The organism is Acinetobacter sp. NRRL B-65365 (genome assembly GCF_001605865.1).
GTDB classification, from domain to species: domain Bacteria; phylum Pseudomonadota; class Gammaproteobacteria; order Pseudomonadales; family Moraxellaceae; genus Acinetobacter; species Acinetobacter vivianii.
In genome coordinates, this window is the sequence record NZ_LRPD01000067.1 from 89,504 (window position 1) to 116,338 (window position 26,835).

Consider the following 26,835-nt stretch of genomic DNA (forward strand, 5'->3'; position numbering starts at 1 on the left):
AAATATAGAAATTTTAAATAACGCTTTAAAAAACATTATCTTGTCGGGGTACATTCTAATCGGTGATGTACACCTTCTCCAGCGGCTCGCCCAGTTGCAAAGCAAGCTGTCAGCAAATAGCCACCCGTTGGTGCATCCCAATCTAGCATTTCACCACAGCAAAATACATAAGGGTTTGAGTGTAATTGAAGTTGTGGAGATAACACCTCTTGCTTCACCCCACCCGCACAGCTAATGGCTTCCTCAATCGGGCGAAAGCCTGCTAAGGGAATACGAAGCTGTTTGATCTGCTGTGCCATTTGCTTGGCATCTGACCATAAGCTTTTTTCGACGATTTCCCGAAGCAGATTAATTTTGACATTGTCCAATCCTGCTTTACGCCAAAGATTGGTCAAAGACTGTTTTTTATTCGCCTGTAATTTCTTTTCTAATTGCTCAACGCTGACATCTGGCAGTAGGTCTAGCTGTAATTGTAGAGATTGCTGCTGGGCAAGCTGTGCTCTGAGATCACGACCCAATTTATAAATCACGCCACTCTCAAAACCATAATGGGTAATAATGATATCGCCATGCGTTTGCTGTTCAGGCCATACCCATGCATTGACGCGCTTAAGCGGTTGTCCGAAACATTCTTGCATAAACGGCGACCATGTTTTCAAAACACCAGCATTGCTGGCCTGAAAAGGCGCGATTTCATTTTTTGAGAGCCATTGTTGCCACGCACCATCACTGCCCAATTGCGACCATGACACCGCACCACAGGCCAGTACAATCGCATCATAACTGGCACTAAAACGTTGCGTCTGAGTTTCCAGAGTGAGTTGATTATTGGATAAATCCACACAACGATGGCGATAATGAAATTTTACGCCAGCACTCATCAACCGCTTTAACCATGCACGGAGTAACGGCGCTGCTTTCATTTCTACAGGAAAGACGCGTCCCGAACTGCCAACATAGGATTCAATCCCCAGACCTTGCATCCAGTTCTGAATCCATTGTGCATCCCATTGCTTGACCCAAGGTCCCAGCCATTGTGTCTGGTCATAACGCTGGATAAAAGCCTCAACAGGCTCAGCATGGGAAATGTTTAAACCTGTTTTACCTGCCATTAAAAACTTGCGTGCAGCCGACGGTTTCTGCTCAAACACGTCAATTTCATAATCATATTGACTCAACACCTCAGCAGCCATCAAACCTGCTGGGCCTGCCCCAATAATGGCAACACGCTTAGGCATCGCGGTTCTCTTGGATATTTTGACCTTGCAACGGTGCAAAATCATCAAAACGAGTTGCGTAACCTTTTGGCTTACGAATGATCAATTGCTGGCAAAGTTCGCCACGTTCCAGATATTTGATTTCAAAATGCGTTCGAGCTGAATCCGCTGCAATTTTTTGTTTTTCGTAAGGTAATTTCCATACTTCAATCAGTTGTTGCTCTGCTTCATCAATATATTCTGGAATATTACTGGCTAAGGTAATGGTTCCATCTGGCTGAAGGCGAGAAAGCAGGAATTCGAAAAATGGCATATTGAGCCAGCGCTGCGCTGGATTATGTGGTTCTGGATTCGGATAAAGAATAAAAAATTGTTGTACTTGTGCCGGGAACAAGGCATGCACGACCCAGGGCAAAGCATCGGCATGAATAGGATTTAAATATTCCCGAGCTTCCAGCTGATGCTGTTTTTGCATCGCCAAAAATTTTTCTTTGGTTCGCTCAATTGCATACAACGTGGTTTGCGGGTTTTGTCCCGTAAATAACAAGGCATGTTTGCCTTTTCCAGCACCAATTTCCACACAAATCGGTGTGTTAGAAATGGTCTTAAAATCACGAGGGGCTTGCATACGTTGTGCTTGAAATTGACGAATCGACATAATCTCATCAAACTATCTAGAAATCGGCATAAGTCTAACAACTCACCTTACTTTTGCCTAATCTATTTAGGGTTTATTAACATTTCACAAATGCTTGCGACAGAGAGCATTTTTTAGCTGATACAAGGCATGACTTATGAAGTTTAGCTATTCTAAATGAATAAGGCATAACACAGTAGCAGCAAAAAATGCTCCTGTCCCATAGGGTTATGGCTAAAACCTCCCTAAACTTCGTTATGAAACTTGACAAGGGGATCGCCATTGTCTACGTTTCATGCCTTGTTTATGTCGTTTTAGCTAATAACGCAATGCATGGCTGAAATGTCAACAAACCCTCTTTGTTTTAGGAATTTTCTATGCCACGTACATTTCCCTGCCCGCGTTGTGGTGAAACCAGCACTTGGGAAGGTAATGCGTTTCGTCCATTCTGCTCAGAACGTTGCAAGATGATTGATCTCGGTGCCTGGGCCAGTGATGAATACAAACTACCAACGCAAGATACACCACAAGCAGAGATGAAACGCCACGAAGATGATTATGAGGATTAATCATCTTCTACTCATGTGCTAAGTCCAGATTCGGTTCAGCGCATTGAGCCAGTTGCCCCAGCAGATTTTCTCAATCAATTCTTTTGAGTAATGGCGCTGTTGCATCGCAGCAATCAGTTGCGCTAAGCCCGTAACGTCTTGCAGTTCTGTACTGATCAGCGCGCCATCAAAATCTGAGCCGAAGCCAATATGGTCTTCTCCAAGACGATCCATCATATATTCCAGATGATCCAGAATCAGTTCAAGTGGCGTGTCCGCATTCCGCTGTCCATCGGCGCGTAAAAAGGCCACATCGAAATTGACCCCGACCATGCCCCCACTCTCAGCAATTGCCTTGAGTTGTGGATCAGTGAGATTACGTGCTTGGGGACATAAAGCGTGTGCATTGGAATGGGTGGCGACAATCGGTTGCTGCAAAATATCGACCGTGTCCCAAAATGCACGTTCATTCATATGCGATACATCTACCACCATTTTCTTTTCTGCACAGCGTCTTAATAAGGCTTTACCTGCTATGGTCAGGCCTGCACCTGTATCGGGTGAATGAGGAAAACGGGCATTTAAACCATGTCCAAACTGGCTCACCCTGTTCCATAAGGGGCCAATACTCCGCAACCCGGCCTGATAAAAAACATCGAGCAAGTCAGGGTTGTCCTGTAAAGCTTCCGCCCCTTCCATGTGTAGCACCACGGCCAGTTGACCTTGAGTACGGCAGTCTTGAATCTGTTGCACCGAGGTACACAGTTGAATCTGCTCAGAAGATTGCACCATCTGCTGTGCCAGCTCGAGTTGCGCCAGACAGATCTGCTCAATCTGCTGTTGAGTGAAATCTTCGGCATTTTTATCCACGAGCTTATCGGGATGATGTTGTTTCACATAAGCAAATGGCGGTAGAAAAATTGCAAACATGCCGCCTACAAATCCTGCCTGCTGACAGCGCTTTAAATCCAGTTGTCCAGACAACTGTTCATGAATAAAGGCCTGTACGGGATCCGCTTGATCGCTGAGCCACAACCGTGTCAGCAGATCATTATGACCATCGAAAACTACAACTTTGTCGTGATTCAGGCCATGCATCATGAGGAGGATTCGCCCGTAATGCTTTGCACAGGAATTTTTTGCTGAAGTGCCATTTTTTTTGAATTCTTGCTATTTCGAAATACCAGTTGCGCAAGGGATGAAGCCTGTTCACTGTCACGGCGTGCTTGTTCGATTAGATAATGATCGCTGGATTTACCACACACAGGATCAGCATTGGCAGCATCACCTGTGAGCATATAGGCCTGACAACGGCAGCCGCCAAAGTCCCGCTGTTTGTCTGGGCAACTACGACAGCTTTCTGGCATCCATGCATCGCCACGGAAATGGTTAAAACCAGTGGATCTGTACCAGATATCTGATAAAGATTGGTCACGCACATTGGGAAACGCAATCGGTAGCTGACGTGCTGCATGACATGGCAATGCCGTGCCATCAGGCGTCACCGTAAAGAAGATTTTACCCCAGCCATTCATACAGGCTTTGGGACGTTCCTCATAATAATCAGGCACCACAAAGATCAACTTACACGGATGATTCTGCTGGCGAAGTTTTTCTCGATAGGCATTAGTCACCTGTTCGGCACGCGTCAACTGTTCTTGCGTAGGCAATAAACCCTGTCGGTTTAAAAAAGCCCAACCATAAAATTGACAGATTGCCAGTTCAACCGTATCAGCATTCAACTCCAGACACAGCTCAATAATCTGTTCAATATGGTCGATATTATGTCGATGAATCACGAAATTCAGCACCATCGGATAGCCATATTGCTTGACCAGACGGCACATCTCATATTTCTGTTCAAAGGCATGTTTTGAACCAGCCAAAGCATCATTGACTACAGGATCACTGGCCTGAAAACTGATCTGGATATGATCCAGTCCAGCCTGTTTAAGTTGAGCAATACGCTGCTCATTCAGGCCCATTCCCGAGGTGATTAAGTTGGTATAAAAACCTTGCTGATGCGCATGCGCAACCAGTTGTTCCAGATCTTGCCGAACCAGCGGTTCCCCACCAGAAAAGCCCAGTTGCACCGCGCCCATCTGCCGTGCCTGATCAAACACATCACACCATTGTTGCGTGCTCAGTTCATTTTTATGCTGGGCATAATCCAGAGGATTCGAACAATAAGGACATTGTAAAGGACAACGATAGGTCAACTCCGCCAAAAGCCAGAGGGGTAAACCAACGCCTTCGGTCATCGCAAATCAATCCAGTATTGTTGCTGCGCAACGCGCATATAGTCGACCACATCCTGCTCGATTTCTGCAATGTCACCAAACTGCTGTTTCAACAAGGCCACAATGGTGGCAACATTCTGCTGCCCATCAATATGCTGTCCAATCGCTCCAGCACTGTCATTCAGCTTGATCATGCCTTCTGGATATAAAATCACAAAAGCATTTTGTGCAGGCTCAAACTGAAAACGGTAACCTTGTCGCCAAGTCGGAATCAGGTTTAAATCAAATTCTGCATTAGTCACGAAATAACCCCTTATGCCAGACAGGTTGTGTGGTCACGGTATGATACGGCGCTTGCTCATGCACATAGGCCAAAGTCAGTGCATCCAGAATACTCCAAAGAATATCCAGCTTGAATTGCAGGATTTCCAGCATACGCCGCTGCTGTTCATACGTGGTAAATGAGTCCAGTGTAATATTCAAACCATGCTCCACATCGCGACGTGCCTGACTTAAACGCGAACGGAAATAGTCATACCCCTGATCATTAATCCACGGATAATGCTGCGGCCATGAATCAAGACGGGACTGGTGAATTTGTGGGGCAAATAATTCGGTCAATGAGCTGCTGGCTGCTTCACGCCATGTAGCACGGCGAGCAAAATTGACATAAGCATCCACGGCGAAACGCACGCCGGGTAACACCAATTCTTCTGAAATCACCTGCTCACGGGTCAGGCCAACGGCTTCGGCCAAACGTAACCATGCTTCGCGCCCACCACCATCAGGATATTCACCATCCTGATCAATCATCCGCTGAATCCATTCCTGACGTACACGCTGATCTGGACAATTGGCCATGATCGCCGCATCTTTCAGTGGAATATTGATTTGATAATAATAACGATTGGCAACCCAAGCCTGTATTTGCTGCTGGGTGGCTTTACCTTCATACATCATCACATGAAAAGGATGATAAATATGGTAATACTGCCCTTTATCCAGAATGGCCTGCTTAAACTGTTCGACACTTAATACATCAGCGATTGGCATCATCATTTACCTCAAAGTTCAATCTGCATGCCATCAAAGGCGACTTCAACACCGTGGGCTTTAAGTTCAGCACATTGAGCCGAGTTTTCATCTAAAATCGGATTGGTATTATTGATATGGATCAACACTTTTTTAGGGCGGCTGAGCTGATTCAGATAAGACAATGAACCACCCTCGCCACTAATATATAAATGCCCCATCTCACGTCCGGTTTTGCTACCAACACCGGTGTGTTGCATTTCATCATCCGTCCAGAGCGTACCATCAATCATGACACAATCTGAATCACGCATGATCTGCATGATCTGTTCATCAATCTTTCCAAGACCCGGTGCATAGAACAACTGTTTTTGTGTTTTATGATCCCGAATGATCAATGCAATATTATCGCCCTCATGCGGATCGTGACGATGAGGTGAATACGGCGGTGCAGCACTTTGAATAATCAGTGGCATAAACTCCAGATCTTCAAAACCTGCAATCTTGAATGCCTGTTTAGGATCGATTTGCTGATATTGCAGACCGCCATTCCAGTGCTTCAACATATTAAATACAGGGAAACCTGTGGTCAGATCCTGATAGACCATATCGGTACACCAGACCTTGATTGGACAGCCTTCACGTAAAGTCAGCAGTCCAGTGGTGTGATCCAGCTGACTGTCCATCAGGATCACATCACGAATACCAGTATCACGTAACTTACGCGCAGGCTGAGCTGCCTTAAAATCAAATAATTGCTGACGAATATCTGGCGAAGCATTGAGCAGCACCCAATCGATGCCATTTTCAGAAATCGCGATTGAGGATTGTGTGCGTGCCTTAGCCTGAATCTTACCCGTACGCACGCCATGACAATTTGGGCAATTACAATTCCACTGGGGAAAGCCCCCGCCAGCAGCCGAACCTAGAACATGAATATACATAGATTTAATTTCTTGTTAGAAAAAGATAAGCCCTAGGCATAACTAGGGCTTATCTTGAATTTGAATCGGAATGATTAACGTACTTCGAAGTACATGGTCACTTCAAAACCAATACGTACATCAGTAAAAGCAGGTTTAGTCCATTGCATGAAATCGTCTCCAATTGGTTTTCATCAGGTGAAATTAAGCAATTAGTTCAACATGAATAAAGCGTTTCACACCTGATTCTAAATAAAAATAATCGCTTTGTAGACCTACCCTGCCCAAGATATTGTTCGATAATTGTGAGTTTTGGCTAAATTTCGGTAAGTCATACTCAAATTCAGTCTCTCTGCTTAAAAATTGTCTACCGACAACGCTATTCTTAATAAAAATTTACACATTTTAAATATGTGATTTACATCACAGTAATTTACTTTTTCATGACCTTATGCAAATCTAGTGACAACTGTAGGATTGAATAACAAGACCAAACTACACATTACAACTTATACATTGTTCTGATCCAGTTTCGCACCGATTTATGTGGCATCAGCTTGTTCAATAAAAAGATTTAAATTTACCAGGATGTAAAAATGAATAACGATATTTCTTATCAGCTCAAGCTTTTGGCGACACAAATTGATCCCAATCTGGATGCTGATTGGCAAACGGCACTGATCACACTTTTTTCAGAACATACCCCTGAACATTGCGAAAAAATTTCCCAGCAGGTGCTGCAACTCAAAAAAATTCACTGGAACCGAAAGGACAACAGCTTTTCCTGTTTGGCTAAACACGACTTTGATATTCTGATTGAGAAAATTTATATCGCTCCAATCAAAGTGTTAGTGAAAAAAATTGCAGCGTCCCTAGAAAAATTAAGAAGCTATCAGCATGCTTATGAAATTTCAGATTATCTGGAAAATATCCTGAGCCAGATTCATACCATTGAAACCGAAGACGACTTTGATCTACAAGAGCAAAAGAAACTGATTCTAAAAGAATTTATCTATGCAGCAGCGCAGATTATTCTGGCAAAAGAAAAGATCATCCTGCCTGAAAATCAGCGACATATTGATACCGACATCATTAAAACCTTTATGACAGAGGTTTTTCTCAAACAGCAGTTATTAAAATATTCTTTTAACCTTTTGCGTTCGCATCAACTCAGAGCAGAAAAACCTCATATCCTGAAATATTTTCTGTATAAACAACAAAAATCCCGACAACTGGATATCGTGAAAACCTCCAAATATATTTTTGCTTTGGCGCCGAGCAAGGAAGGGATGGTCAATACCTTTTCAGTTCGACGTTTCTTACAAGAAGAAAAATTTGAAGGCTGTGACAATATTTATGTGAATTCAGCGATTCTGCATTTAGATAAAATCGAAGACATCAACCATCATGAACAATTCGAGTGGCAAATCAGCCGAATCATTACGATTGATAAGCCTGTTAACCAGTATGTTTCAGATATTGTGCGCAATATTGAACTGTATACCAGCAAAACCCTAGTGCCATTCCTGCGAGAGCCTCTGCAACCCAATGGGGTATTTATGGAAAAGCTGGTAGAACAACGACTGATTGATTTTGAACAGAAACTCAATAGCAATATTCTTGAACCTGTTGCCGAAGCGCTGAAGCATTCAGTTCATCATCGAGATGAATGTAATTATCTCTATTTAAGTGTCAAACACACGCTGGATGATCTGATTAGCCATTTTATCGAGTTCCAGTCACAGCCTTCTTTGATCTTTAATAAGCAGGTTAATCTGTTTATTGCCCGGCTCAAATCTTATGCCACCTTGCTACAGAAACGGCATTCGGATGTGTTCACGGTGTTTTCGTATGAGGAATGGAAAAAACATCATGCCGAAGCGCTAGAGCCAACCAATATTCTCAAAGACATTAGTTTGGCCTCGCTACAGGAATACAAAGATGCTTTTTCGGAATTAAAAGAAAATCAGCGCCAGCTCAAACAAAGTGCTTCATTTCTGAGTAAACTTATGAATAAACCTCAAAAAATAAAAGACAATATTCTCAAGCTAAAACTTAAAACAGCACAAATTAAAAAAGATGCACATCAGGAAATCATGCGGATTCAGCGACGTTTTCCATCTCTGATCGTTTATTTAGAATTTGAATCACTGATTTCAATTAACCACAAAGAACGCCATTACGCTTTTCCGACAGGAGAAAATGGCATTACCCGCCTGCCCATTCTGATTCAGATTCCAGAAGATAAAGCCTCTTTCGACTTGCAAAGCATTTGTAATAGTTTGAACTTTGATTTGAATCTGGCCAATCAAAAATGGCTGGAAACCATTTAACCAGCAAGGAGCTGGCTTGTGTATAACACGCTGCTATACACAAGCGAAAAGGTGCAGTTAGCCTGCTTTGCTTGCCACAAAAGGATTAAATTGCTTTTCATAACCAATGGTACTCATCGGGCCATGACCTGAAATAAACTGGGTATCATCAGGCAAGCTAAAGCATTCGCGCTGAATCGAATCGAGCAACTGCTGGTGATTACCTTTTGGAAAATCTGTACGACCAATCGAGCCTTTAAACAACACGTCACCTGTCCACAACAAACCATGTTTGGCGTTATAGAACATCACATGACCTGGGGTATGGCCTGGGGCAAAACGCACTTCAAATTCATCTTCACCCAGCTTTAAAACTTCACCACCTTCTAACCATTGGTCCACTTTGACAGGCTGGGGAATTGGAAAGCCATAACGCGCCGAGACTTCCTGAATCATGTCCAGCCAGAACTGATCTTCCTTATGCGGGCCAATCACGGGAATCTGCCATGTTTCAGCAAGTTCACCGACTGCACCTGCATGATCAAGATGTCCGTGCGTCAACCACAGTGCCTTCACTTTTAGACCCAAAGCTTCCACTTCTTTTTTCAGCACCGCAGCATCACCGCCCGCATCAATCAAAATCGCTTCTTTGCTTTCACTGTCCCATAAGATCGAACAGTTTTGGGCAAATGCAGTAACAGGGACAATTTTGACTTGGAGCATAAAAACCTCTGGCGAAATAAAGCGTCGATTTAACGATGGGCTAAGGTATGAGTGAGTGCATCAAGATTAGCCTGAACCAGACCGGCAAGCAAATCTATATGGGTCTGATCCGCATTCAAGGCTGGAATATAGACATAGTCTCCGCCACCTGCATGCTGGAAAATTTCCTTGTTTTGCATCGCCAACTCTTCCAGCGTTTCCAAACAATCGGCTGAAAAGGCAGGACTAATCACCTGTACCGATTGAACCTTTTGTTCACCCCATTGCTGTAACAACTGATCCGTATAAGGCTTTACCCATTCCTGCTTGCCAAAACGTGACTGGAAGCTGATCGCCCATTCATCCTCTTTGAGATGTAAAGCTTCTGCCACCAGACGTGCTGTGGTTCGGCAACGGTCTGCATAGGGGTCACCTTTATCGGCATAAGGTTGGGGAATGCCATGAAACGACATCAACAGTTTTTCAGCTTTGCCATGTTGTCCCTGATAATGCAATACGCTATCTGCCAACGCCTGAATAAATAAAGGATGTTGATGATAGTCCTTAATAATGGTCAGACCGGGTAAATGACGTTGCTGTGGAATCCATTTGGCAAACGCATCATATAATGGCGCTGTCGAGGTCGCTGAATATTGAGGGAACAACGGCAGCAAAATTACATGTTCTTGTGGATCCTTTGCCAGTTGCGCCAGCACATCATGGATACTTGGTTGACCATAAGTCATAGCTGGCACAACCGTCAGATCAAACTGATGATTTTCTTCTTGTAGGCGTTGCTTAATCAGCAGTGTTTGTTCCAGCACAATTTCACGCATCGGTGAGTCATTCGACCAGACCGAAGCATAAGCTTCAGCCACCCGTTTCGGACGGAAGGTCAAAACAAATAAGTGCAGGATGATCCACCATAATAATTTGGGAATCTCAATCACACGGGTATCAGATAAAAACTGTTTCAGGAAACGTCGTACTGCTGGCACAGTTGCTTCATCTGGCGTACCTAAATTGGCCAGAATCACAGTCACTTTTGGTTTTTGTGTCGCTAACATAGACCGCATCCGCTTGTCATTGGGTTCATACAATTACTTTAGCAGTTTTAGCCCTGTTTGCTAAATTGGATTAATGCATGGTCTTAAATTGAAAAACCCGATTGCTATCCAGCATATTACTTTCCAGTAGTTTCTGTCCTTTTGCGGTGAGCTGCCATAACATACGCTGACGGTCATCACGCCCTGTTGGCACAATCCATTCATTTTGACGCATTTGTAATTTGATCTCATGCAAAGCACGAATATTCACTTGGGCACGAGATACAGCATGCGCCCTTGGCATTTCCTTACGGGCATCGTCCAAACCTGTCTCATTGAGATATTCATTGATCCGCTTGGAAAAATATTCTTCTGGTGTCGGGATCACAAAGGCTGAACCGAGAACATTCAGTAATTGCGCCCACGTCATCTTGCGATGTGGCTTCACTTCCTTGAAATTGCCATCCTGATAGGCATGCATCCGATATTCAAATGAATAAAGTTCATGCATCGAAACTTTAGGTACATTGGTCAGCGGATCAGCTTCACGATTGCCCAGTTCCGTTTCCAACTGTTTCACCTTGGCACGTAATGCATCAATTTCATCACGCAATACCTGCGTATTTTGTGGACGCACCCACCCCACCACAGGATAACGCTCTAGCATCTGCGGCATACTTGAACGTACAGCCAGCTCCAGATCTCTTAAAGTACGATAACAAAAGACCTGATCCACTTCGTGTTGTAGCTGTTTTCTAAATTCTTTGAATTTTTCTTTAAGTTCTGGCTTATGATCATGCAATTTGGCATCACGAGACTCTGGGTCTTCATGCATAAATACAATCACAGGCTTTTGTTTGGTCATGGCATAAATATATTCCAGATGCATATAGCCGACACCTGAAACGGATTGTTCGCCATATTGGCTACCCAGCAAAATCACCACATAATCACAATCATCAATTTGACGGCGGGCAATCGACGTACTGAGCGGGGTGCGCTGTTCTAGCCCCCATGACAGAAATCCCATGCCAACTAATGTTTGTGCGAGAACCGCTCGCTCTGGTTGCATTTCATTGCCAGAGGTAGAAATAAAGACTTGATAACGAGTATCTTGCATAGGCTAGGCCCCAATTCATTGATCAATAATATCAAGTATTTATCTTGATTTTTTATTAACAACTAACCCCAATAAATATATAAATATGGCTCGATTTAGTGATTTCCTATCTCAATCTCGGCCAGATTTTGAATCTTCCATGTTAATTGTTCTGGTATAAGGTGCTGAAGAACGGGTTCTAGTTCGACCGCATTGTTACCACTGACATAACATTGAATACGGGTAATGTTATGACGCAATTTGTCACATAATAACCCATTTTTAATTAAAAGATAGGCAGTTTGTCGCGCAACTGCTTGTCCAGAATCAATTAATTTTAATTTTTCAGAAAAAATCTGACGAATCGCATCTTTCAGGAAAGGATAATGGGTACACCCCAAGACCAGAAAGTCAGCGCCCTGCTCGACCACAGGTTGTAAAATCTGTTGTAGTACCTCGAGACAGGCGGGACTCATCTGCTGCCCAGCCTCAACAAATGGCACCAGTTCCAGACTCGTCACCGTCAACACTTTGACGCCAGCAGGCTGTGCAAAGTTTGCCATCACATCTTTAATTAGCTGTCCACGGAAGGTGGCAGGCGTCGCCAGCACAGCCACGACTTTGGATTGAGTTTGAATGACGGCGGGCTTTAATGCAGGTACAAGACCAACGATTGGAAAGCGTTCTCCATAATGATCGCGTAAGTAATCCAGACTAAAAGCAGAAGCCGTATTACACGCCACAACCGCAATTTTACAACCCTGACGGTAAAGCCATTCGATTGCCTGTGCAGTCAGTTGACGGATTTCCTGATCTGAACGCGCGCCATATGGCACATGAGCCGTATCTGCATAGTAGAGAATGCGTTCATTTGGTAAATGTCGTGCAATCTCTTGTGCAACCGATAAGCCGCCAATGCCTGAGTCAAAAACACCAATGGGTGCATCAGCAGATGCGTGTGGCATTGGATCAAGTAAAAGAGGCATGGATTGAACGGCTGTCATATTACACATGGACACTGGTTTATTTACTCTTTTAAGCTTAAACCTCAGGTGCTCAAATGCAAGACCAAATCACCACTTTTTAGCGTTAAAACCGTGTCACCTTGCGCATTTTCAGACAAAGTTCCGTAGTTGACGAGATGATAAAAACTCTGACGCTGGATCAAGGCATTCATACCAAAACGGACATGCACATAAGGACGTAACTCACCTTCATATTCACGCATAAAAATAGGATGCGCTTCATCTACAATAATTACATCCTGATTGATGGTGGTGAGTTGCAGATAGGTTTTGCCTTCGATTTGCACCTGATCCGCCTGATTGATCAACAATGGTTCATCTTCAACTTGGATTTCAATCTGTTCCACAGGCGTTTTGAGGTAGAATTTGCCGTCCTCTTTCCACAAGACCTTACTGAACAGATCCAGAAGAGCCTGACGTTTGATCAATTGACCTTCGTGCCACCATTCTCCATTGGCTTTTATGTGTAGATCCATTTTGCCACAATGCTTTGGATGCCACTGGTCTAAAGGCGGAATTGACCTTTTGTGACTTTGCTGTACATCATTTAAGTATTGTGCAATGTTCATTAAGTTTTTATCATCAGAAAACATGATTTTTCCCTGATTTTCTAAAGAGTTTTGTGGAGAATCATTTTCATTTATCATAGTTTATGCCTTGCTGACGAGAAAATATGACCGCTCAGCCAATTGGCGAGATCAAGGTTTAAAACTATACTATCCCAAACGTTTGCAAGCACATACTATCATTTGTGTTTGGCAATTAAGAACACTCATGGCAGCGCCGAATCGCAATATTACGGTTGCCACCCTTAAAAATATGAGGAGTCCTACATGGAACACATCGAACGTGAAGCGATGGAGTTTGACGTAGTGATCGTAGGTGCAGGACCTGCGGGTTTATCTGCTGCGATTAAAATTCGTCAATTAGCGATTGAAAACAACCTACCTGACCTTTCTGTATGTGTTGTTGAAAAAGGCTCCGAAGTAGGTGCGCATATCCTTTCAGGTGCTGTACTTGAACCACGTGCCATGAATGAATTATTTCCAAACTGGAAAGAAGAAGGCGCACCACTGAATGTCCCTGTCACAGGTGACGAAACTTATTTCTTATTGTCTGATACCAAAGCGCAAAAAATGCCGTATTGGATGGTACCAAAATCAATGCACAACGAAGGGAACTATGTCATTTCTCTTGGTAATGTCGTGCGCTGGTTAGGCCAGAAAGCAGAAGAGCTGGAAGTTTCAATTTTCCCGGGTTTTGCTGCATCTGAAGTGCTTTACCATGAAGATGGTACGGTAAAAGGCATTCAAACAGGTGATATGGGCATTGGCAAAAATGGTGAGCCAACGCATAACTTCACGCCTGGTTATGAACTTCATGCTAAATATACATTGTTCGCTGAAGGCTGCCGTGGTCACCTCGGTAAGCGCCTGATTGCAAAATACAATCTTGATAAAGATGCTGATCCACAGCACTACGGTATCGGGATTAAAGAACTTTGGGAAATCGATCCTGCTAAACATAAGCCAGGCTTAGTCATGCATGGTGCTGGCTGGCCGTTGTCTGAAACAGGTTCATCTGGCGGCTGGTGGTTATACCACGCTGAAAACAATCAGGTGACTTTGGGTATGATCGTGGATTTATCGTATGAAAATCCGCACATGTATCCATTCATGGAAATGCAACGCTGGAAAACGCACCCAACCATCAAGCAATTCCTTGAAGGTGGTAAACGTATTTCTTACGGCGCACGTGCTGTTGTGAAAGGTGGCTTTAATGCTTTACCTAAACTCACTTTCCCAGGCGGTTGCTTGATTGGTGATGATGCTGGTTTCTTGAACTTCTCAAAAATCAAAGGCTCACACACTGCAATGAAGTCAGGTATGTTGTGTGGTGAGGCAGTATTCGAAGCGATTGCTGCGGGTGTTGCAAAAGGTGGTGATCTTGCGATTGCACGTGTGCTTGAAGGCGACGATCATTTCGACAAAGAATTGACTGCGTATACAGACAAATATAACAATTCTTGGTTAAAAGAAGAGTTATATAACTCACGCAACTTTGGCCCTGCAATGCACAAGTTTGGTCAATGGATTGGTGGCGCGTTTAACTTTATCGATCAAAATATCCTTAAAGTGCCATTCACGTTGCATGATCTTAAACAAGACTTTGCTGCACTGAAAACAGTGGATGCATCAACGTTTAAGCCAAACTATCCAAAACCAGATGGCAAGTTGACCTTTGACCGTTTATCTTCTGTATTCGTATCAAATACCGTACATGAAGAAAATCAGCCAGCGCATTTAAAACTGACTGATCCATCTATTCCAGTAGATGTGAACTTACCAAAATGGGATGAGCCAGCGCAACGCTACTGCCCTGCTGGTGTTTATGAAATCATGGAAAATGATGATGGTTCAAAACGCTTCCAGATCAACGCAGCAAACTGCGTACACTGTAAGACTTGTGATATTAAAGACCCATCACAGAACATCACTTGGGTAACACCAGAAGGTGGCGGTGGTCCGAACTACCCGAATATGTAATTCAAAATAAAAAATCCGAGTTTAGACTCGGATTTTTTATGCGCTATGCACTTTAAAAGTTAACAATAAAACTTAACCTTTCTGCACAAGATAGCGGTATTCAGTATTGCTGTTTTCATCCTGATTTTCTTCTTTGAGCAACAGCTCATGACCAAGATGCATACAGAATTTTGGAATATCCCATGATGTTGAAGGGTCTGTCGCCAATACTTCAACAATCTCACCTGACTTGGCTTTGCGAATGGCTTGGTGCAACATCATCACAGGTTCAGGGCAACGTAAACCTCGCGTATTGATTTGAACAGCGGGAAGTTTTGGTTGTTCAGACATCATAAAACTCAAATATTCGAATTTTCACATTTTAGCATAAACTGCTCATATAAAAATCATCTGGCCTGTTTTGGAAAACTGTACGTTTTTTACATAGTATTGTTGATGCATATCCGCTTTATCTTCGGTATGATGAAAATCATCTAATTGATATAGAGAGTCTTTAGGAAAGATCATGGTCGAGGAATCCAGTCCGTCGTGGGGTATGCGTGGCTTAAGAAAATGGTTAGGTACCGCACCTGAAACCCGCGATGAATTACTCAAGTTAGTTCAAGACTCACGTCGCTTTTTAGAGCCAGATACTGTTGCTATGCTTGAGGGTGTTCTTGACCTGCCAGCAACAAAGATTCGAGAAGTCATGACACCGCGTACAGCGATCATCAGTTTGCAGGAAGACGATCAATTACTTGATATTCTGCATGTACTGATCGATTCTGCACATTCGCGCTTCCCTGTATTCTCAGCGGATCAAAGCGATAATGTGGTGGGCATCTTATTAGCGAAAGACCTATTACCTTTTTTAACTGAGCGTAATGTCAAAGTTGATATTCGTTCATTGATGCGCCAGCCTGTGTTTGTGCCTGAAAGTGCACGTTCAGATCAGGTGTTGCGTATGCTGAAAAATACGCAAACGCATATTGCCATCGTGATTGATGAATATGGTTCAACCTCTGGTCTCGTCACCCTTGAAGATATTCTTGAAGAGATTGTCGGCGAAATTGAAGATGAACATGATATTGCGGATGAAGAAGCCTTATATATCGTTCCAGATAATGACCCGACCACAGCAAATACGTGGATTGTGCAGGCACTTACACCAATCGAACATTTCAACACTATTTTAAATGCAGATTTTTCTGACGATGAAGTTGAAACTATGGGCGGTTTACTGCTGCAAGAGATTGGTTTAGTGAGCGATTTACAAGGTCAAACCATTGAGCTTGGCGATTGGCAATTTACCATTATTGAAGCAGATGCACGCACTATTCATCTGATTCGAGCTGTCCGTCAATGAGAACCTATTTTGAGAAGCTGTTAAATTCGTCTCAACCACAAAAACAGCTCCCTTTTATTTTTCCACTTTTGATTGCACTCATTTCGGGTGCAATCTTTAGTTTGGCGCTCGCCCCGTACTATTTCTGGTGGCTTGCGATTTTGTCGCCTGCATTACTCTATGCCGTATTGCGCCAGCGTAGCCCACGTCAGGCCTTTGCGCTCGGCTGGGCCTATGGCTTTGGTTTATGGTTTGTCGGGGCATTCTGGCTCTATACATCCATCCATACCTATGGCGATACTAATGCCTTTTTAAGCGTGTTGATGATTGCCTTTATGGCGGCTGCAATGGGCTTGTTTACGGCATTTCAGACTTGGCTATATCGTCGCTTTTTCCCAGAGACGCCGCTTACTTTTGCACCGCTATGGGTGCTGTTTGAGTGGGCAAAAACCTGGGTATTCACTGGTTTTCCGTGGTTATTCGCAGGTTATGCCTTCACTGAACGCCTATTAGATGGTTATGCACCTCTATTTGGTGTTTATGCTGTTTCTTTCGTTGTCATCGTATTGGCCTGTGCGCTGGTCGAGATTTTAAATCGTCGCTGGTTTTGGGCGGTGCCTTCCGCAGTTCTAGTGTTAGGTGCATGGAGCGCTGGATTTATTCAGTTTGTACAACCGAAAGCAGCCAAACCACTGAGTGTATCTTTGGTTCAGGGAAATATTCCTCAAGACCTGAAATGGTTAACTGAATACCAGATTAAGACCTTAGAAATTTATGCCACGCTGACCCGTGCTGAATGGGGTCGAGATCTGATTGTCTGGCCAGAATCTTCGATTCCAATGTTCCAGACCGATATTCCAGAGTTTCTGGAGGCGATGGATGCGCAAGCCAAGAAAACAGACAGTGCCTGGGTGACCGGTATCCCGTATTGGGATATGGCGAAGTCACAGCAAGTCGGTGAACCATTGTATTACAACAGTATTATGGCTTCAGGCAGCGACTCACATGGCTTGTATAAAAAGCAACGTCTGGTGCCGTTTGGTGAATATATTCCATTATCGGGCATGCTGAAATGGGTACTGCCTGCGATGCAGAATGATGTCAGCATGAGTGGTTTTTCTCGTGGTGAATCGAACCAGAAGCCATTAATGGTTAAAGGTCATGCGCTGGCAGCTGCGATTTGCTATGAAGTGGCTTATCCAAACCTAACCCGCCGTAATGCATCGAATAGCGACTTTTTGATCACAGTTTCAAATGATGCATGGTTTACAGGGACTGCTGGGCCTTGGCAACATTTGCAAATGGTACAAATGCGTGCCAAAGAAAATGGCCGCTGGTTTATTCGTGCGACCAATACCGGTGTGACAGCGTTTATCGACCAGAACGGTCATATTGTGAAACAGGCACCAATTGATCAGGAAGCAGTGCTTCGTGGTGAACTGCCTGCCATGCAAGGACAAACCTTGTATAACCGCTTAAGCGATTATCCGATCCTGATTTTCTCACTTCTATTATTGATCGTTGGCTGGATTTACCGTCCACGTAAAGTCGATATTTCGTTTAAATCACGTCGATAAATCACAAAAACTTTGTGCCCAGAGGAACATCAAACTCTGGGACGCAAAGTGCCACCTCTCCTTCCGCATTATGAAATCCTGTGACCAGACATTCTGATTGAATCGGGCCAATCTGTTTCTTCGGGAAGTTCACTACTGCAACCACCAGTTTTCCAATCAAGTTTTCAGGCTGATAAAGTTTGGTAATTTGCGCACTGGATTTTCGGATTCCTAATTCTTCACCAAAATCGACTTGCAAGATATAAGCGGGTTTTCGTGCTTCTTTAAATACTTCAGCCTGTATAATCCGACCGACACGCAACTCCACTCTGGTAAAATCATTCCATTCAATTTGTTGCATCTACTTGTTCTCTTCGATTTTTAAAGTCATATGGAATATAGAGGATCTCTATTTTTAAATAAAGATGCTCATTTTTTATTCCCTAATCTGATCCTTCATGTTAAATTAATTTTGCTCTTTATAAAGCCGTAAACGTTTACGTCAATCAACGTGCCAACATATCTCCAACAACGTTTGGAGCTATTTGATCAAGATATTTCATATTTGATCAGGCACTGGCGTTTGTTGGTTTACGGAGAAAAATATGCAAAATTTCAAAGGGTCTTCTTTTCATTTTCAAAAGATTCCAAATCGTTACGCCACCGTAGTTTTACCTTTGTTCCTATCTATCATCATGACTTTTATCGTGTCGTGCATTAGCACTTTACGTAGCATGGGATTAGAACATTTTTCTACTCAGATCTGGCTATCCGCATGGGGAATTTCGTGGCTAATTGCCTTCCCTGTTTTGCTTTTGGTCTTGCCAATCGTACGCAAAATTACCTTTCTATTTGTTCGCGCAGGCTAAATTCAGGCAATAAAAAAACGTAGATTTTAAGTCTACGTTTTTAACGCTCAGTATTTTAATCATTTAAAAGCTTATCGATAATTGCACGCTTAAATAGGCAACCAGACTAGATAAAAATAACATCGGAATATAACGATAAGCCTTAAATAAAAACTGCTCATATTTAGAAATCAGGTCCACATGATGCCAGACCGTGGTTTTCAATGCACTTAAAAAGCACAAGACAAACCAAGCACTTAACATGCTTAATGCAAAGAAACCAATCATAATCTGACTACTTCCCTCAGTGGCTTGCCATAATATTAAAGCACCTTCACTAATGGGTAATAAAGTTAAAATGAGCAATACAGATTTAAGCATTGCCCAATGAAACTGATTCAGTTCATCTAACATAAAAAATGCTTTCATCTGATTTCTCACAGTTGGTTTCAATGGTCTGAATTTATTATGCAAAGCTTTGATCTAAAGAAAAAGTCTATTTTTCTGCATAATTTATTTTTCTTGTAACTATTAAATATGGGAATAATTCTTATTATAACTCTCACATATTCAATATTTTATTCTATCTTTATTTTTCAATGATTTATTAATTAATTTCGAATTAAGAAACATTATCACTTCACTCTAGATTTAATAATTCAAAAGTGAAGTGATATTTTTATCTAACAATTAAGGCTGATAATAAATATCGGCATCATTGCCTTCGCCACCTTCTTTACCATCCGCACCAAACGAATATAAATCAAATGGACGGCCTTCACGACCTGGAATGACATACTGCAAATCATTTTCCCAACTGTCTTTTGGATAGCCACCTTTCACGTAACCACCAGGTAACCAGTTTTTCGCTGTTGCTGGCTGGTTGACCAATGCATCTAAACCACCATCTTGCATCGATGGGTAACGGCCATTGTCCAACTTATATTGATCCAAAGCACCCGCAACACCTTTTAGGGTAATACTAGTGGTATCCACTTTAGCCTTTTCACCACGACCCATCACGTTTGGAACGATCAGTGCAGCCAAAACACCTAAAATGACAATCACAACCATCACTTCTATTAACGTGAAGCCAGATTGCTTCACATATATTTTTTGATTCTTCATATTCATCTCTTTCATGTCACTCATCAGATCATATTGTTCATATTAATAATTGGCAACATTACCGCAATCACAATCACCAATACAATTGCTGCCATAAAAATCAGCATCAAGGGTTCAAGCAAGGCCAGTAAAGTTGAAATAAAGGTGGTCACCTCACGATCCTGCATAGTCGATGCCCGATCCAGCATACGATCCAGTTCACCAGAGGCTTCACCACTTCGAATCATTTGTACCATCATCGGAGGGAAATAACCGCAGCGTTCCAGTTGTGTTGCCAAATTACCACCTTCTGTTACACGCTCCATCGCCACTTCAATGGCATCGCGAATTACCCAGTTATTACTGACTTCGGCACCAATGCGTAAGGCTTCCACCAAAGGCACACCCGAGCGGGTCAAAATAGATAAGGTACTGGCAAAACGTGCCGCATTTATACCACGCGAAAGTTTACCGAATAGTGGCAATCTGAGCGTTAATCGGTCAAATGCATAATGCCCTGCATTGGTTCTTAAGAATCGGGTAAATAGAATGATGGCAATAAAGGCAAGAATAAGCATGCCAATCCAGGTATGCCGAATAAAGGCGCTGGCTTTCATTAAAGCAACCGTGATCCACGGCAAAGCTTCTTTACTTTGTTCAAAGGTTTTGACGATTTCTGGCACGACATAAGTCATCAAGCCCATCACAATACCAAAAGACATCAGCATCAGTACAATCGGGTAGATCATCGCACCCTGAACTTTCTTCTGCATGGCAAAACGGTTTTCTGTGTAGTCCGATAACTGATCCAAAATCAGATCAAGATGACCTGAACGCTCGCCCGCAGCAACCGTTGCAATATATAGCTCGGGAAAGCGTCCTGACTGCTGCATACTTTTTGCTAGTGAATGCCCTTCCAGTACCTTGGAACGTACTGCAATCAATAAATTTCGGACATGCGCTTTTTCACTTTGTTTACTAACCGCACGGAGCGCTTCTTCCAATGGAATTCCTGCCGCGACCAACACTGAGAGTTGACGCGTCATCAATGCTAAATCATAAGCGCTAAAGCTTTTTTTAAACCATGAACGCTGTTGTTGTTTATCTTTTTGCTCAACTGCATCGACCGCAATTGGTGTCCACGCTTTATCGCGTAACTGTTGGCGAATCTGGCGTGCGGAATCCCCTTCCAGCACACCTTTATGTTGCTTTCCTGATGCATCGATAGCAGTAAATTGATAAGCAGGCATGGTTCTGTTCTAATTGTCCCAAAATAGTCGTTGTTAAGTGCATCCGTGTATGGCCTGAGGAACGTGGTTCCACAAGAAATTCATCGACATAACGCACAGCACTTTAGCATAATTCTATGAGATGCCGTCATGCCTTATTTAAGTTGTTTTAAGCGATCACACAACTTAAAAGGCTGAAAATATCAACATACACTTTACATGAATGAAGCCTATATGCCGACCCAAAATTCTAGCGCTATTGTTTACCGTATTCGCGTTGCCATACCTGTATATCTGTATGACACCTTTGATTATACGGTCAGTGCAGAGCAATATGCTCAGGCACAAGTCGGCGCGCGTGTTGCCATTTCATTTGGGCGGCAAAATCTGGTGGGTCTCATCACTGAAAAAGTTGACCCAGACGAAGTATTTACAGGTCAGTTCAAACTTAAAGCCATCACGGAGTTACTCGATCAGGAAGCGATTTTAGACCAACAAGTTTTAACTTTGTTGACATGGTCAGCCCAATATTATCAATTTCCGATTGGTGAGGTCATGCAAAGCGCCTTACCAGCGTTACTCAGACAAGGTCGTGCCTTAGATATCCTGTTCCATCTATGGAAAATCACACCACATGATGATCCAACCTCTTTATTAAAGCGTTCGCAAAAACAATATGAAGCCTATCAGGTGTTAAAACTACACCCACATGGCACCACTGAAAATGTCTTGAATCTCAGTGGCGTCGAGACTTCGACCCTGAAAGCACTAGAAAAGAAAGGCCTGGTCGAATGTTGTCTGGAACCGCATGATTTTACTCCTACACCAGTGCAATTGGCACAAGTTCCGTTAACACCGAATGAAGACCAGAAAAAAGCCATTCAACAGATTCTCAAGGCACAACATCATTATCAGGCCTTTTTACTCGACGGTTTGACTGGAAGCGGAAAAACAGAAGTTTATCTGCAAGTGATGCATGAGGTATTAAAACAAGGCAAGCAGGTGCTGGTGCTGGTGCCTGAAATTGGCCTCACCCCACAAACCGTTTCACGGTTTAAATCACGCTTTCATTGTGATATTGCCTTGCTCCATTCAGGTCTAAATGACTCGAAACGTTTACAGGCATGGCAACATGCGCAAACGGGCAAAGCCTCGATCATTATTGGTACACGCTCTGCAATTTATACCCCATTGCCAAATCTGGGCCTGATCATTTTAGATGAAGAACATGACCTCTCTTATAAGCAGCAAGAAGGTTTCCGTTACCATACCCGTGATGTCGCCTTATATCGTGGGCATTTGCAAAACTGTCCTGTGATTCTCGGCTCAGCTACCCCTAGCATCGACAGTTACCACCTGGTTGAGTCAGGAAAATTACAGCTCCTTGAACTGAATCAGCGTGCAGGCGTGGCCGTTTTACCGAAAATGCATGTGGTGGATTTAAAGATTGCGAAAAAGCAGCATGGTCTCAGCCAGACCTTGATTCAGCAAATTAAGCATACGTTAGAGCGCAAAGAACAAGTCCTGATCTTTTTAAACCGACGTGGCTATGCACCCATCCTGATGTGTGAAAGCTGCGGCTGGCAAGCCAACTGTCCGCACTGTGATGCACACTTTACTCTGCATTCACAGCCTTACCATTATTTGCATTGTCATCATTGCGGTACCATCAATCGTCTGCCAGATCATTGTCCTGAATGCAAAAAACAGAGTTTGAAAACGATTGGCGCAGGAACGGCGAAGCTTGAGGAACATTTACAAGAACTCTTCCCGCACAATGAAGTGATACGGGTTGATCGTGACAGTACCAGCCGCGTCGGTAGCTGGCAGAAAATTTATGATCGGATTCAGCAAAACAAGCCGAGTATTTTACTGGGTACGCAAATGCTGGCTAAAGGTCATCACTTCCCGCATGTGACACTTGTTGCGATTCTGGATATTGATGCAGGTCTGCTCAGCGTTGATCCGCGCGCGCCTGAACGAACAGCTCAATTGATTGTACAAGTGGCTGGACGTGCTGGACGTGGCGAGCATAAAGGTAGTGTGTATTTACAAAGCTTACGTCCTGACCATCCGATGTTGACCACACTGATTGAGCATGATTATCGTACCGTCGCCAAACAAATGCTGGCTGATCGCAAAATCGCCCTGCTACCGCCTTATCGTTATGCCGTACTGGTTCGGGTTGAATCTAAAGATCGTGACTATAGCCAACAATTTCTAGCGGATATTGCCCAGCAACTTAGAACAATGGCTGGCGATCTGGTTGATATTTGGGGCCCAATCCCTGCTCCTATGGAGCGTAAAGCAGGCCGTTATCGTGCGCACATGGTGATTTTGTCTACCGATCGGGCAAAACTGCACTTTTATTTGCGTCAATGGTGGCAACAAGTGGTACATTTACCTCGACAACATCAACTCAGACTTTCCATTGACGTTGATCCACAAGAGTTTAGTTAAGATACTTTAGACATACGTTATAAAAGACACGTCACAGGATTGGTCTTTTTAACCTTTACTCATTTGAGTTAGTCTAGAAAGAATAGAAAAATTGAGGCATTCGATGTCCTTACTGCTACCCATTATTTTTTTACTGGCTGCGACTTTAATTTTTGTTCCATTGGCCAAGCGCTATATGGGCACCACTGTTTTGGGTTATCTCATCGCAGGGCTGGTACTCGGTTCCAATGTCTCAGGGCTGGTTGAAGATCCTCAACTGATCCAATCATTGCTCGAACTGGGTATGATTGCGGTCATGCTCTTTCTAGGTCTTGCGTTTCGACCAGTACAACTCTGGGTAGAGCGTCGAAGTATTCTTAAACATAGCGGCTTACCACTCGCAATCATCATTCCACTTTTAGTCGGTGCCTGTTTCCTACTGTTGAATCAATTGCTGACCAGTCTCATTCTTGGCTTCGCACTGGCACTCTCCGCGGTTACTTTAGTGCAGCAACTACTACAGAAAAAACACCAACTGCATAACCAGTTGGGGCAAGCCTGTTTAGCCACACTGCAATTTCAGATTTTTATCACAGTGGTTCTGATTGCACTCTTTCCTTTGCTGGAAGAAACCGCATCTACAAGACATGGAATTGCTTATTTTGCTGCGATTATTGCCACGATTTCGGGTCTGTTTCTCGCCAGTCGCTATCTGGTACGTCCAGCTTTCCGCTTTTTAGCACAAAAAAACAGTATTCAACTTATCCCTGTGCTGAGTGCCTTAATCATTGTCTCGGTCATTCTGATTATGGATATTTTGAATATTCATGTCTTGATTGGTGCATTTTTAGCAGGCTTATTATTAGCAGAAACCGAATTTAAAGCTGAAGTTGAGCGTATTCTTGAACCCTTTAAAGATGCTGCAATCGGGTTGTTTTTTCTGGCGATTGGTCTAGGTCTTTCGCTTGAACCTCTCGCTCAGACGCCATTATTAATCTTAGGTTCAATCTTTGGATTGGTACTGATCAAGGCGGGTGTTATTGCAGCAATCCGTTATTATCAGCAACGTCATGCCAGATTCAGCACCTTGTTTGCAATCACCTTGGCTCAAAGTGGTGAACTCACTTTTATTCTACTGAAACTAGCAGAAAGTGAAGATCTGCTCAGCAAAGCCTTATTACAACCTGCCTTGCTGATTGTGTTCGGTTCGATGTTATTGACGCCTCTGCTGTACTGGCTCTTTGATGTAGAAATTTTGCCACGCTTGCAGAAAAAAGTACCCGTTGCGCCTGAAGATGTGCCTCAACATCCGATTCTGATCGTCGGTTTTGGACGCTTTGGACAAGTGGTTGCCCGAGTTTTGCATGCGCAAGGCAAACAATTCAGTGTAATTGACAGCAACCAACCTGATGCTGATTTTATTGAACAATATGGACATCGTTTTTTTGATGCCGACGTGACTCAGGTCGACAACTTACGTGCTGCGGGAATCGAATACTGCAAGCTACTGATTCTCGCAATTGATGATGTTGAAGACAGTATGAATCTGGCACGTTATCTGCGTTTGAATCATCCCGACCTGACGCTGTTTGTGCGGGCACGCGACCGTCATCATGCCCATTTACTCAATGGTTTAGGCATCCAATATATGTGGCGTGAAACCTATGCCGCTTCGCTGGATATGGCACAGCAGGCTTTAGTCGAAACTGGCCTGTCAAATCTTGATGCACAAACACAGATGGAACGTTTTAAGCAACAGGATGAGCTACTTCTTATCCAGCAACATTGGGTACAAGAACAGCAAGAGATTGTTGAACATTATCCAAGTGCGATTGCAGAACTTGAGTATTTGTTTGAAAACACAAAAACTTTGCAGCCAGATCGCATGCGCAATGATCAAAACACACAAAGTGATGCAAATTCACTCAATGAAACATCTTGAGTTTTAGCAAACTGACACCATTATTGACTGCATACATGCACCTTTTTATAAAGCCTTAAGTGCTTTTCAAAGCAGCGCATTGCTTTGTTTTCCCTGTGCGGGATACTGGAGAAAAATATGTCTGATTTACGCCAACGCTTTTTTATTGAGGACTGCCCTGTTCGCGGTGAAGTGGTGCATCTGGAAGAAGCATTGCAAACCATTTTGGCGCAACGTGAATATATGCCTGCAGTACAAAGCCTGTTAGGCGAAATGTTAAGTGCAACAGCATTACTTGCCAGCACACTGAAAATCCGTGGTCGTATTAGCTTACAGATTCAGGCAAGCGGCACCTTCAAATGGGCAATGGCTGAATGTAACCATTTAGGTGAAGTTCGTGCTCTGGCTGATTATGAAGAAGATCCAAGATTTGTAGAAGGTCATGATAGCCGCACGGTACTTGCAGCGTTAACCAATCCAGTTCTGTTCATTAATATTGAACCTGAGCACGGCGAACGCTATCAAGGGATCGTACCGCTTGATCAACCGACCTTGGCAGGGTGCTTGACGCAATATTACGATTTATCGGCGCAGATCCCGACGCATATCGTATTGGCGACCAACAGCAAACGTTCAGGTGGTTTACTGATTCAATTACTTCCTCGTAATGATGAAGAAGAGCAAAAAATGGTGGACGAAGACCTGTGGCCTCGTCTGACCATGCTTACTGAAACCTTAAAACCAGAAGAGCTGACCGATCTTTCAGCCAATGAAATCCTCTATCGTTTGTATAACGAAGAAGAAGTGCGTTTGCCTGAAATTGAACAGTTAAAGTTTGGTTGCACCTGCTCTAAAGAGCGTTGTGCCAATGCATTGATTCAGATTGGTGTAGATGCGGTACACGAAACTTTAGAAGCGCAAAACCCGATCCAGATGGATTGCCAGTTCTGTAATACACGCTATGAATTTACAGCAGAAGAAGCTTTGGCTTTATTCGGTGAACATTTAAGTTAATTTACCCAATGTTCAAAAATAAAAAGAGACGGGCTTCCGTCTTTTTTTATTTTGTATTAAGGTCTACCCG

General features: G+C 43.3%; 27 protein-coding genes. 9 read left to right on the forward strand and 18 right to left on the reverse strand.

Annotation, left to right across the window (positions count from 1 at the left end; translation table 11 throughout):
* Nucleotides 1–35: 35 nt before the first annotated feature.
* Nucleotides 36–1,238: a TIGR03862 family flavoprotein gene (locus AWW72_RS17125; RefSeq protein ID WP_062848108.1), complete on the reverse strand. Its 1,203-nt coding sequence runs from the start codon at nt 1,236–1,238 to the stop codon at nt 36–38.
* Nucleotides 1,231–1,875, reverse strand: a complete 645-nt coding sequence (locus AWW72_RS17130; RefSeq protein WP_062848109.1) for a class I SAM-dependent methyltransferase — start codon at nt 1,873–1,875, stop codon at nt 1,231–1,233. Before AWW72_RS17130 ends, AWW72_RS17125 begins: the two co-directional genes overlap by 8 nt.
* A 356-nt stretch (nt 1,876–2,231) precedes the next feature.
* On the opposite strand from AWW72_RS17130, the gene AWW72_RS17135 reads away from it, so the two are divergent.
* Nucleotides 2,232–2,423, forward strand: a complete 192-nt coding sequence (locus AWW72_RS17135) for a DNA gyrase inhibitor YacG (RefSeq protein ID WP_004774191.1) — start codon at nt 2,232–2,234, stop codon at nt 2,421–2,423.
* A gap of 18 nt (nt 2,424–2,441) precedes the next feature.
* Here AWW72_RS17135 and AWW72_RS17140 read toward each other — a convergent pair whose 3' ends face one another.
* From AWW72_RS17140 to pqqA, 6 genes are all read right to left on the reverse strand, one after another.
* Nucleotides 2,442–3,503 (reverse strand): dipeptidase, encoded by a 1,062-nt coding sequence (locus AWW72_RS17140; RefSeq protein ID WP_062848110.1) that lies wholly within the window; start codon nt 3,501–3,503, stop codon nt 2,442–2,444.
* A complete protein-coding gene (pqqE, locus tag AWW72_RS17145) occupies nt 3,500–4,663 on the reverse strand; it encodes a pyrroloquinoline quinone biosynthesis protein PqqE (RefSeq protein ID WP_062848111.1) in 1,164 nt (387 codons plus the stop codon). Before pqqE ends, AWW72_RS17140 begins: the two co-directional genes overlap by 4 nt.
* Nucleotides 4,660–4,944, reverse strand: a complete 285-nt coding sequence (pqqD, locus tag AWW72_RS17150) for a pyrroloquinoline quinone biosynthesis peptide chaperone PqqD (protein ID WP_062848112.1) — start codon at nt 4,942–4,944, stop codon at nt 4,660–4,662. The genes pqqE and pqqD overlap by 4 nt, the downstream gene beginning before the upstream one ends.
* Nucleotides 4,937–5,695, reverse strand: a complete 759-nt coding sequence (gene pqqC / locus AWW72_RS17155) for a pyrroloquinoline-quinone synthase PqqC (RefSeq protein WP_155858571.1) — start codon at nt 5,693–5,695, stop codon at nt 4,937–4,939. The genes pqqD and pqqC overlap by 8 nt, the downstream gene beginning before the upstream one ends.
* An 11-nt stretch (nt 5,696–5,706) precedes the next feature.
* Entirely contained in the window at nt 5,707–6,618 is a 912-nt protein-coding gene (gene pqqB / locus AWW72_RS17160; protein ID WP_062848114.1) for a pyrroloquinoline quinone biosynthesis protein PqqB, read from the reverse strand.
* A gap of 74 nt (nt 6,619–6,692) precedes the next feature.
* Nucleotides 6,693–6,767: a pyrroloquinoline quinone precursor peptide PqqA gene (gene pqqA / locus AWW72_RS19245; RefSeq protein WP_009514286.1), complete on the reverse strand. Its 75-nt coding sequence runs from the start codon at nt 6,765–6,767 to the stop codon at nt 6,693–6,695.
* A gap of 426 nt (nt 6,768–7,193) precedes the next feature.
* On the opposite strand from pqqA, the gene AWW72_RS17165 reads away from it, so the two are divergent.
* Complete coding sequence (locus AWW72_RS17165) at nt 7,194–8,930, forward strand: hypothetical protein (RefSeq protein WP_062848115.1); 1,737 nt, start codon at nt 7,194–7,196, stop codon at nt 8,928–8,930.
* Nucleotides 8,931–8,987: 57 nt separating this feature from the next.
* On the opposite strand, the gene AWW72_RS17170 is transcribed toward AWW72_RS17165, so the two are convergent.
* From AWW72_RS17170 to AWW72_RS17190, 5 genes are all read right to left on the reverse strand, one after another.
* Nucleotides 8,988–9,632, reverse strand: a complete 645-nt coding sequence (locus AWW72_RS17170; protein ID WP_062848116.1) for an MBL fold metallo-hydrolase — start codon at nt 9,630–9,632, stop codon at nt 8,988–8,990.
* 29 nt (nt 9,633–9,661) lie between these two features.
* Complete coding sequence (gene hemH, locus AWW72_RS17175) at nt 9,662–10,678, reverse strand: ferrochelatase (protein WP_062848117.1); 1,017 nt, start codon at nt 10,676–10,678, stop codon at nt 9,662–9,664.
* Nucleotides 10,679–10,748: 70 nt separating this feature from the next.
* Nucleotides 10,749–11,777, reverse strand: coding sequence for a DUF4062 domain-containing protein (locus tag AWW72_RS17180; RefSeq protein WP_004774177.1), 1,029 nt, complete (start codon nt 11,775–11,777; stop codon nt 10,749–10,751).
* A 95-nt stretch (nt 11,778–11,872) separates the two neighbouring features.
* Nucleotides 11,873–12,760, reverse strand: a complete 888-nt coding sequence (murI, locus tag AWW72_RS17185) for a glutamate racemase (protein ID WP_062848166.1) — start codon at nt 12,758–12,760, stop codon at nt 11,873–11,875.
* Between the two features lie 44 nt (nt 12,761–12,804).
* The gene (locus AWW72_RS17190; protein ID WP_062848118.1) at nt 12,805–13,428 is read right to left on the reverse strand and encodes a DUF1285 domain-containing protein; all 624 of its coding nucleotides are present in this window, start codon (nt 13,426–13,428) and stop codon (nt 12,805–12,807) included.
* 186 nt (nt 13,429–13,614) lie between these two features.
* Here AWW72_RS17190 and AWW72_RS17195 point away from each other — a divergent pair, with 186 nt between their 5' ends.
* Complete coding sequence (locus AWW72_RS17195; RefSeq protein WP_004774172.1) at nt 13,615–15,327, forward strand: electron transfer flavoprotein-ubiquinone oxidoreductase; 1,713 nt, start codon at nt 13,615–13,617, stop codon at nt 15,325–15,327.
* A gap of 72 nt (nt 15,328–15,399) precedes the next feature.
* Here AWW72_RS17195 and tusA read toward each other — a convergent pair whose 3' ends face one another.
* A complete protein-coding gene (gene tusA / locus AWW72_RS17200) occupies nt 15,400–15,657 on the reverse strand; it encodes a sulfurtransferase TusA (protein WP_004774171.1) in 258 nt (85 codons plus the stop codon).
* Nucleotides 15,658–15,832: 175 nt separating this feature from the next.
* On the opposite strand from tusA, the gene AWW72_RS17205 reads away from it, so the two are divergent.
* On the forward strand, nt 15,833–16,672 hold the full coding sequence (locus AWW72_RS17205; RefSeq protein WP_004774169.1) for a CorC family transporter: 840 nt from the start codon (nt 15,833–15,835) through the stop codon (nt 16,670–16,672).
* Nucleotides 16,669–18,228 (forward strand): apolipoprotein N-acyltransferase, encoded by a 1,560-nt coding sequence (gene lnt, locus AWW72_RS17210; protein WP_062848119.1) that lies wholly within the window; start codon nt 16,669–16,671, stop codon nt 18,226–18,228. Before AWW72_RS17205 ends, lnt begins: the two co-directional genes overlap by 4 nt.
* Nucleotide 18,229: 1 nt before the next feature.
* Here lnt and AWW72_RS17215 read toward each other — a convergent pair whose 3' ends face one another.
* Nucleotides 18,230–18,568 carry a tRNA-binding protein gene (locus AWW72_RS17215; RefSeq protein WP_062848120.1) on the reverse strand — a complete coding sequence of 113 codons (339 nt, stop codon included), beginning with the start codon at nt 18,566–18,568 and terminating at the stop codon, nt 18,230–18,232.
* A gap of 244 nt (nt 18,569–18,812) precedes the next feature.
* Here AWW72_RS17215 and AWW72_RS19250 point away from each other — a divergent pair, with 244 nt between their 5' ends.
* Entirely contained in the window at nt 18,813–19,076 is a 264-nt protein-coding gene (locus AWW72_RS19250; protein ID WP_081410395.1) for a DUF2798 domain-containing protein, read from the forward strand.
* Between the two features lie 63 nt (nt 19,077–19,139).
* On the opposite strand, the gene AWW72_RS17220 is transcribed toward AWW72_RS19250, so the two are convergent.
* The 3 genes from AWW72_RS17220 to gspF all read right to left on the reverse strand — a co-directional run bounded on the left by AWW72_RS17220 (nt 19,140) and on the right by gspF (nt 21,412).
* The gene (locus tag AWW72_RS17220; protein ID WP_062848121.1) at nt 19,140–19,484 is read right to left on the reverse strand and encodes a hypothetical protein; all 345 of its coding nucleotides are present in this window, start codon (nt 19,482–19,484) and stop codon (nt 19,140–19,142) included.
* A 261-nt stretch (nt 19,485–19,745) separates the two neighbouring features.
* Nucleotides 19,746–20,183, reverse strand: a complete 438-nt coding sequence (gene gspG, locus AWW72_RS17225) for a type II secretion system major pseudopilin GspG (protein WP_032810915.1) — start codon at nt 20,181–20,183, stop codon at nt 19,746–19,748.
* Between the two features lie 23 nt (nt 20,184–20,206).
* Entirely contained in the window at nt 20,207–21,412 is a 1,206-nt protein-coding gene (gspF, locus tag AWW72_RS17230) for a type II secretion system inner membrane protein GspF (protein ID WP_047431372.1), read from the reverse strand.
* A gap of 213 nt (nt 21,413–21,625) precedes the next feature.
* On the opposite strand from gspF, the gene AWW72_RS17235 reads away from it, so the two are divergent.
* From AWW72_RS17235 to hslO, 3 genes are all read left to right on the forward strand, one after another.
* Nucleotides 21,626–23,851 carry a primosomal protein N' gene (locus tag AWW72_RS17235; protein WP_249409182.1) on the forward strand — a complete coding sequence of 742 codons (2,226 nt, stop codon included), beginning with the start codon at nt 21,626–21,628 and terminating at the stop codon, nt 23,849–23,851.
* 103 nt (nt 23,852–23,954) lie between these two features.
* Nucleotides 23,955–25,772: a cation:proton antiporter domain-containing protein gene (locus AWW72_RS17240; protein WP_062848123.1), complete on the forward strand. Its 1,818-nt coding sequence runs from the start codon at nt 23,955–23,957 to the stop codon at nt 25,770–25,772.
* Nucleotides 25,773–25,889: 117 nt separating this feature from the next.
* The gene (hslO, locus tag AWW72_RS17245) at nt 25,890–26,765 is read left to right on the forward strand and encodes an Hsp33 family molecular chaperone HslO (protein ID WP_005255398.1); all 876 of its coding nucleotides are present in this window, start codon (nt 25,890–25,892) and stop codon (nt 26,763–26,765) included.
* Nucleotides 26,766–26,835: the final 70 nt, after the last annotated feature.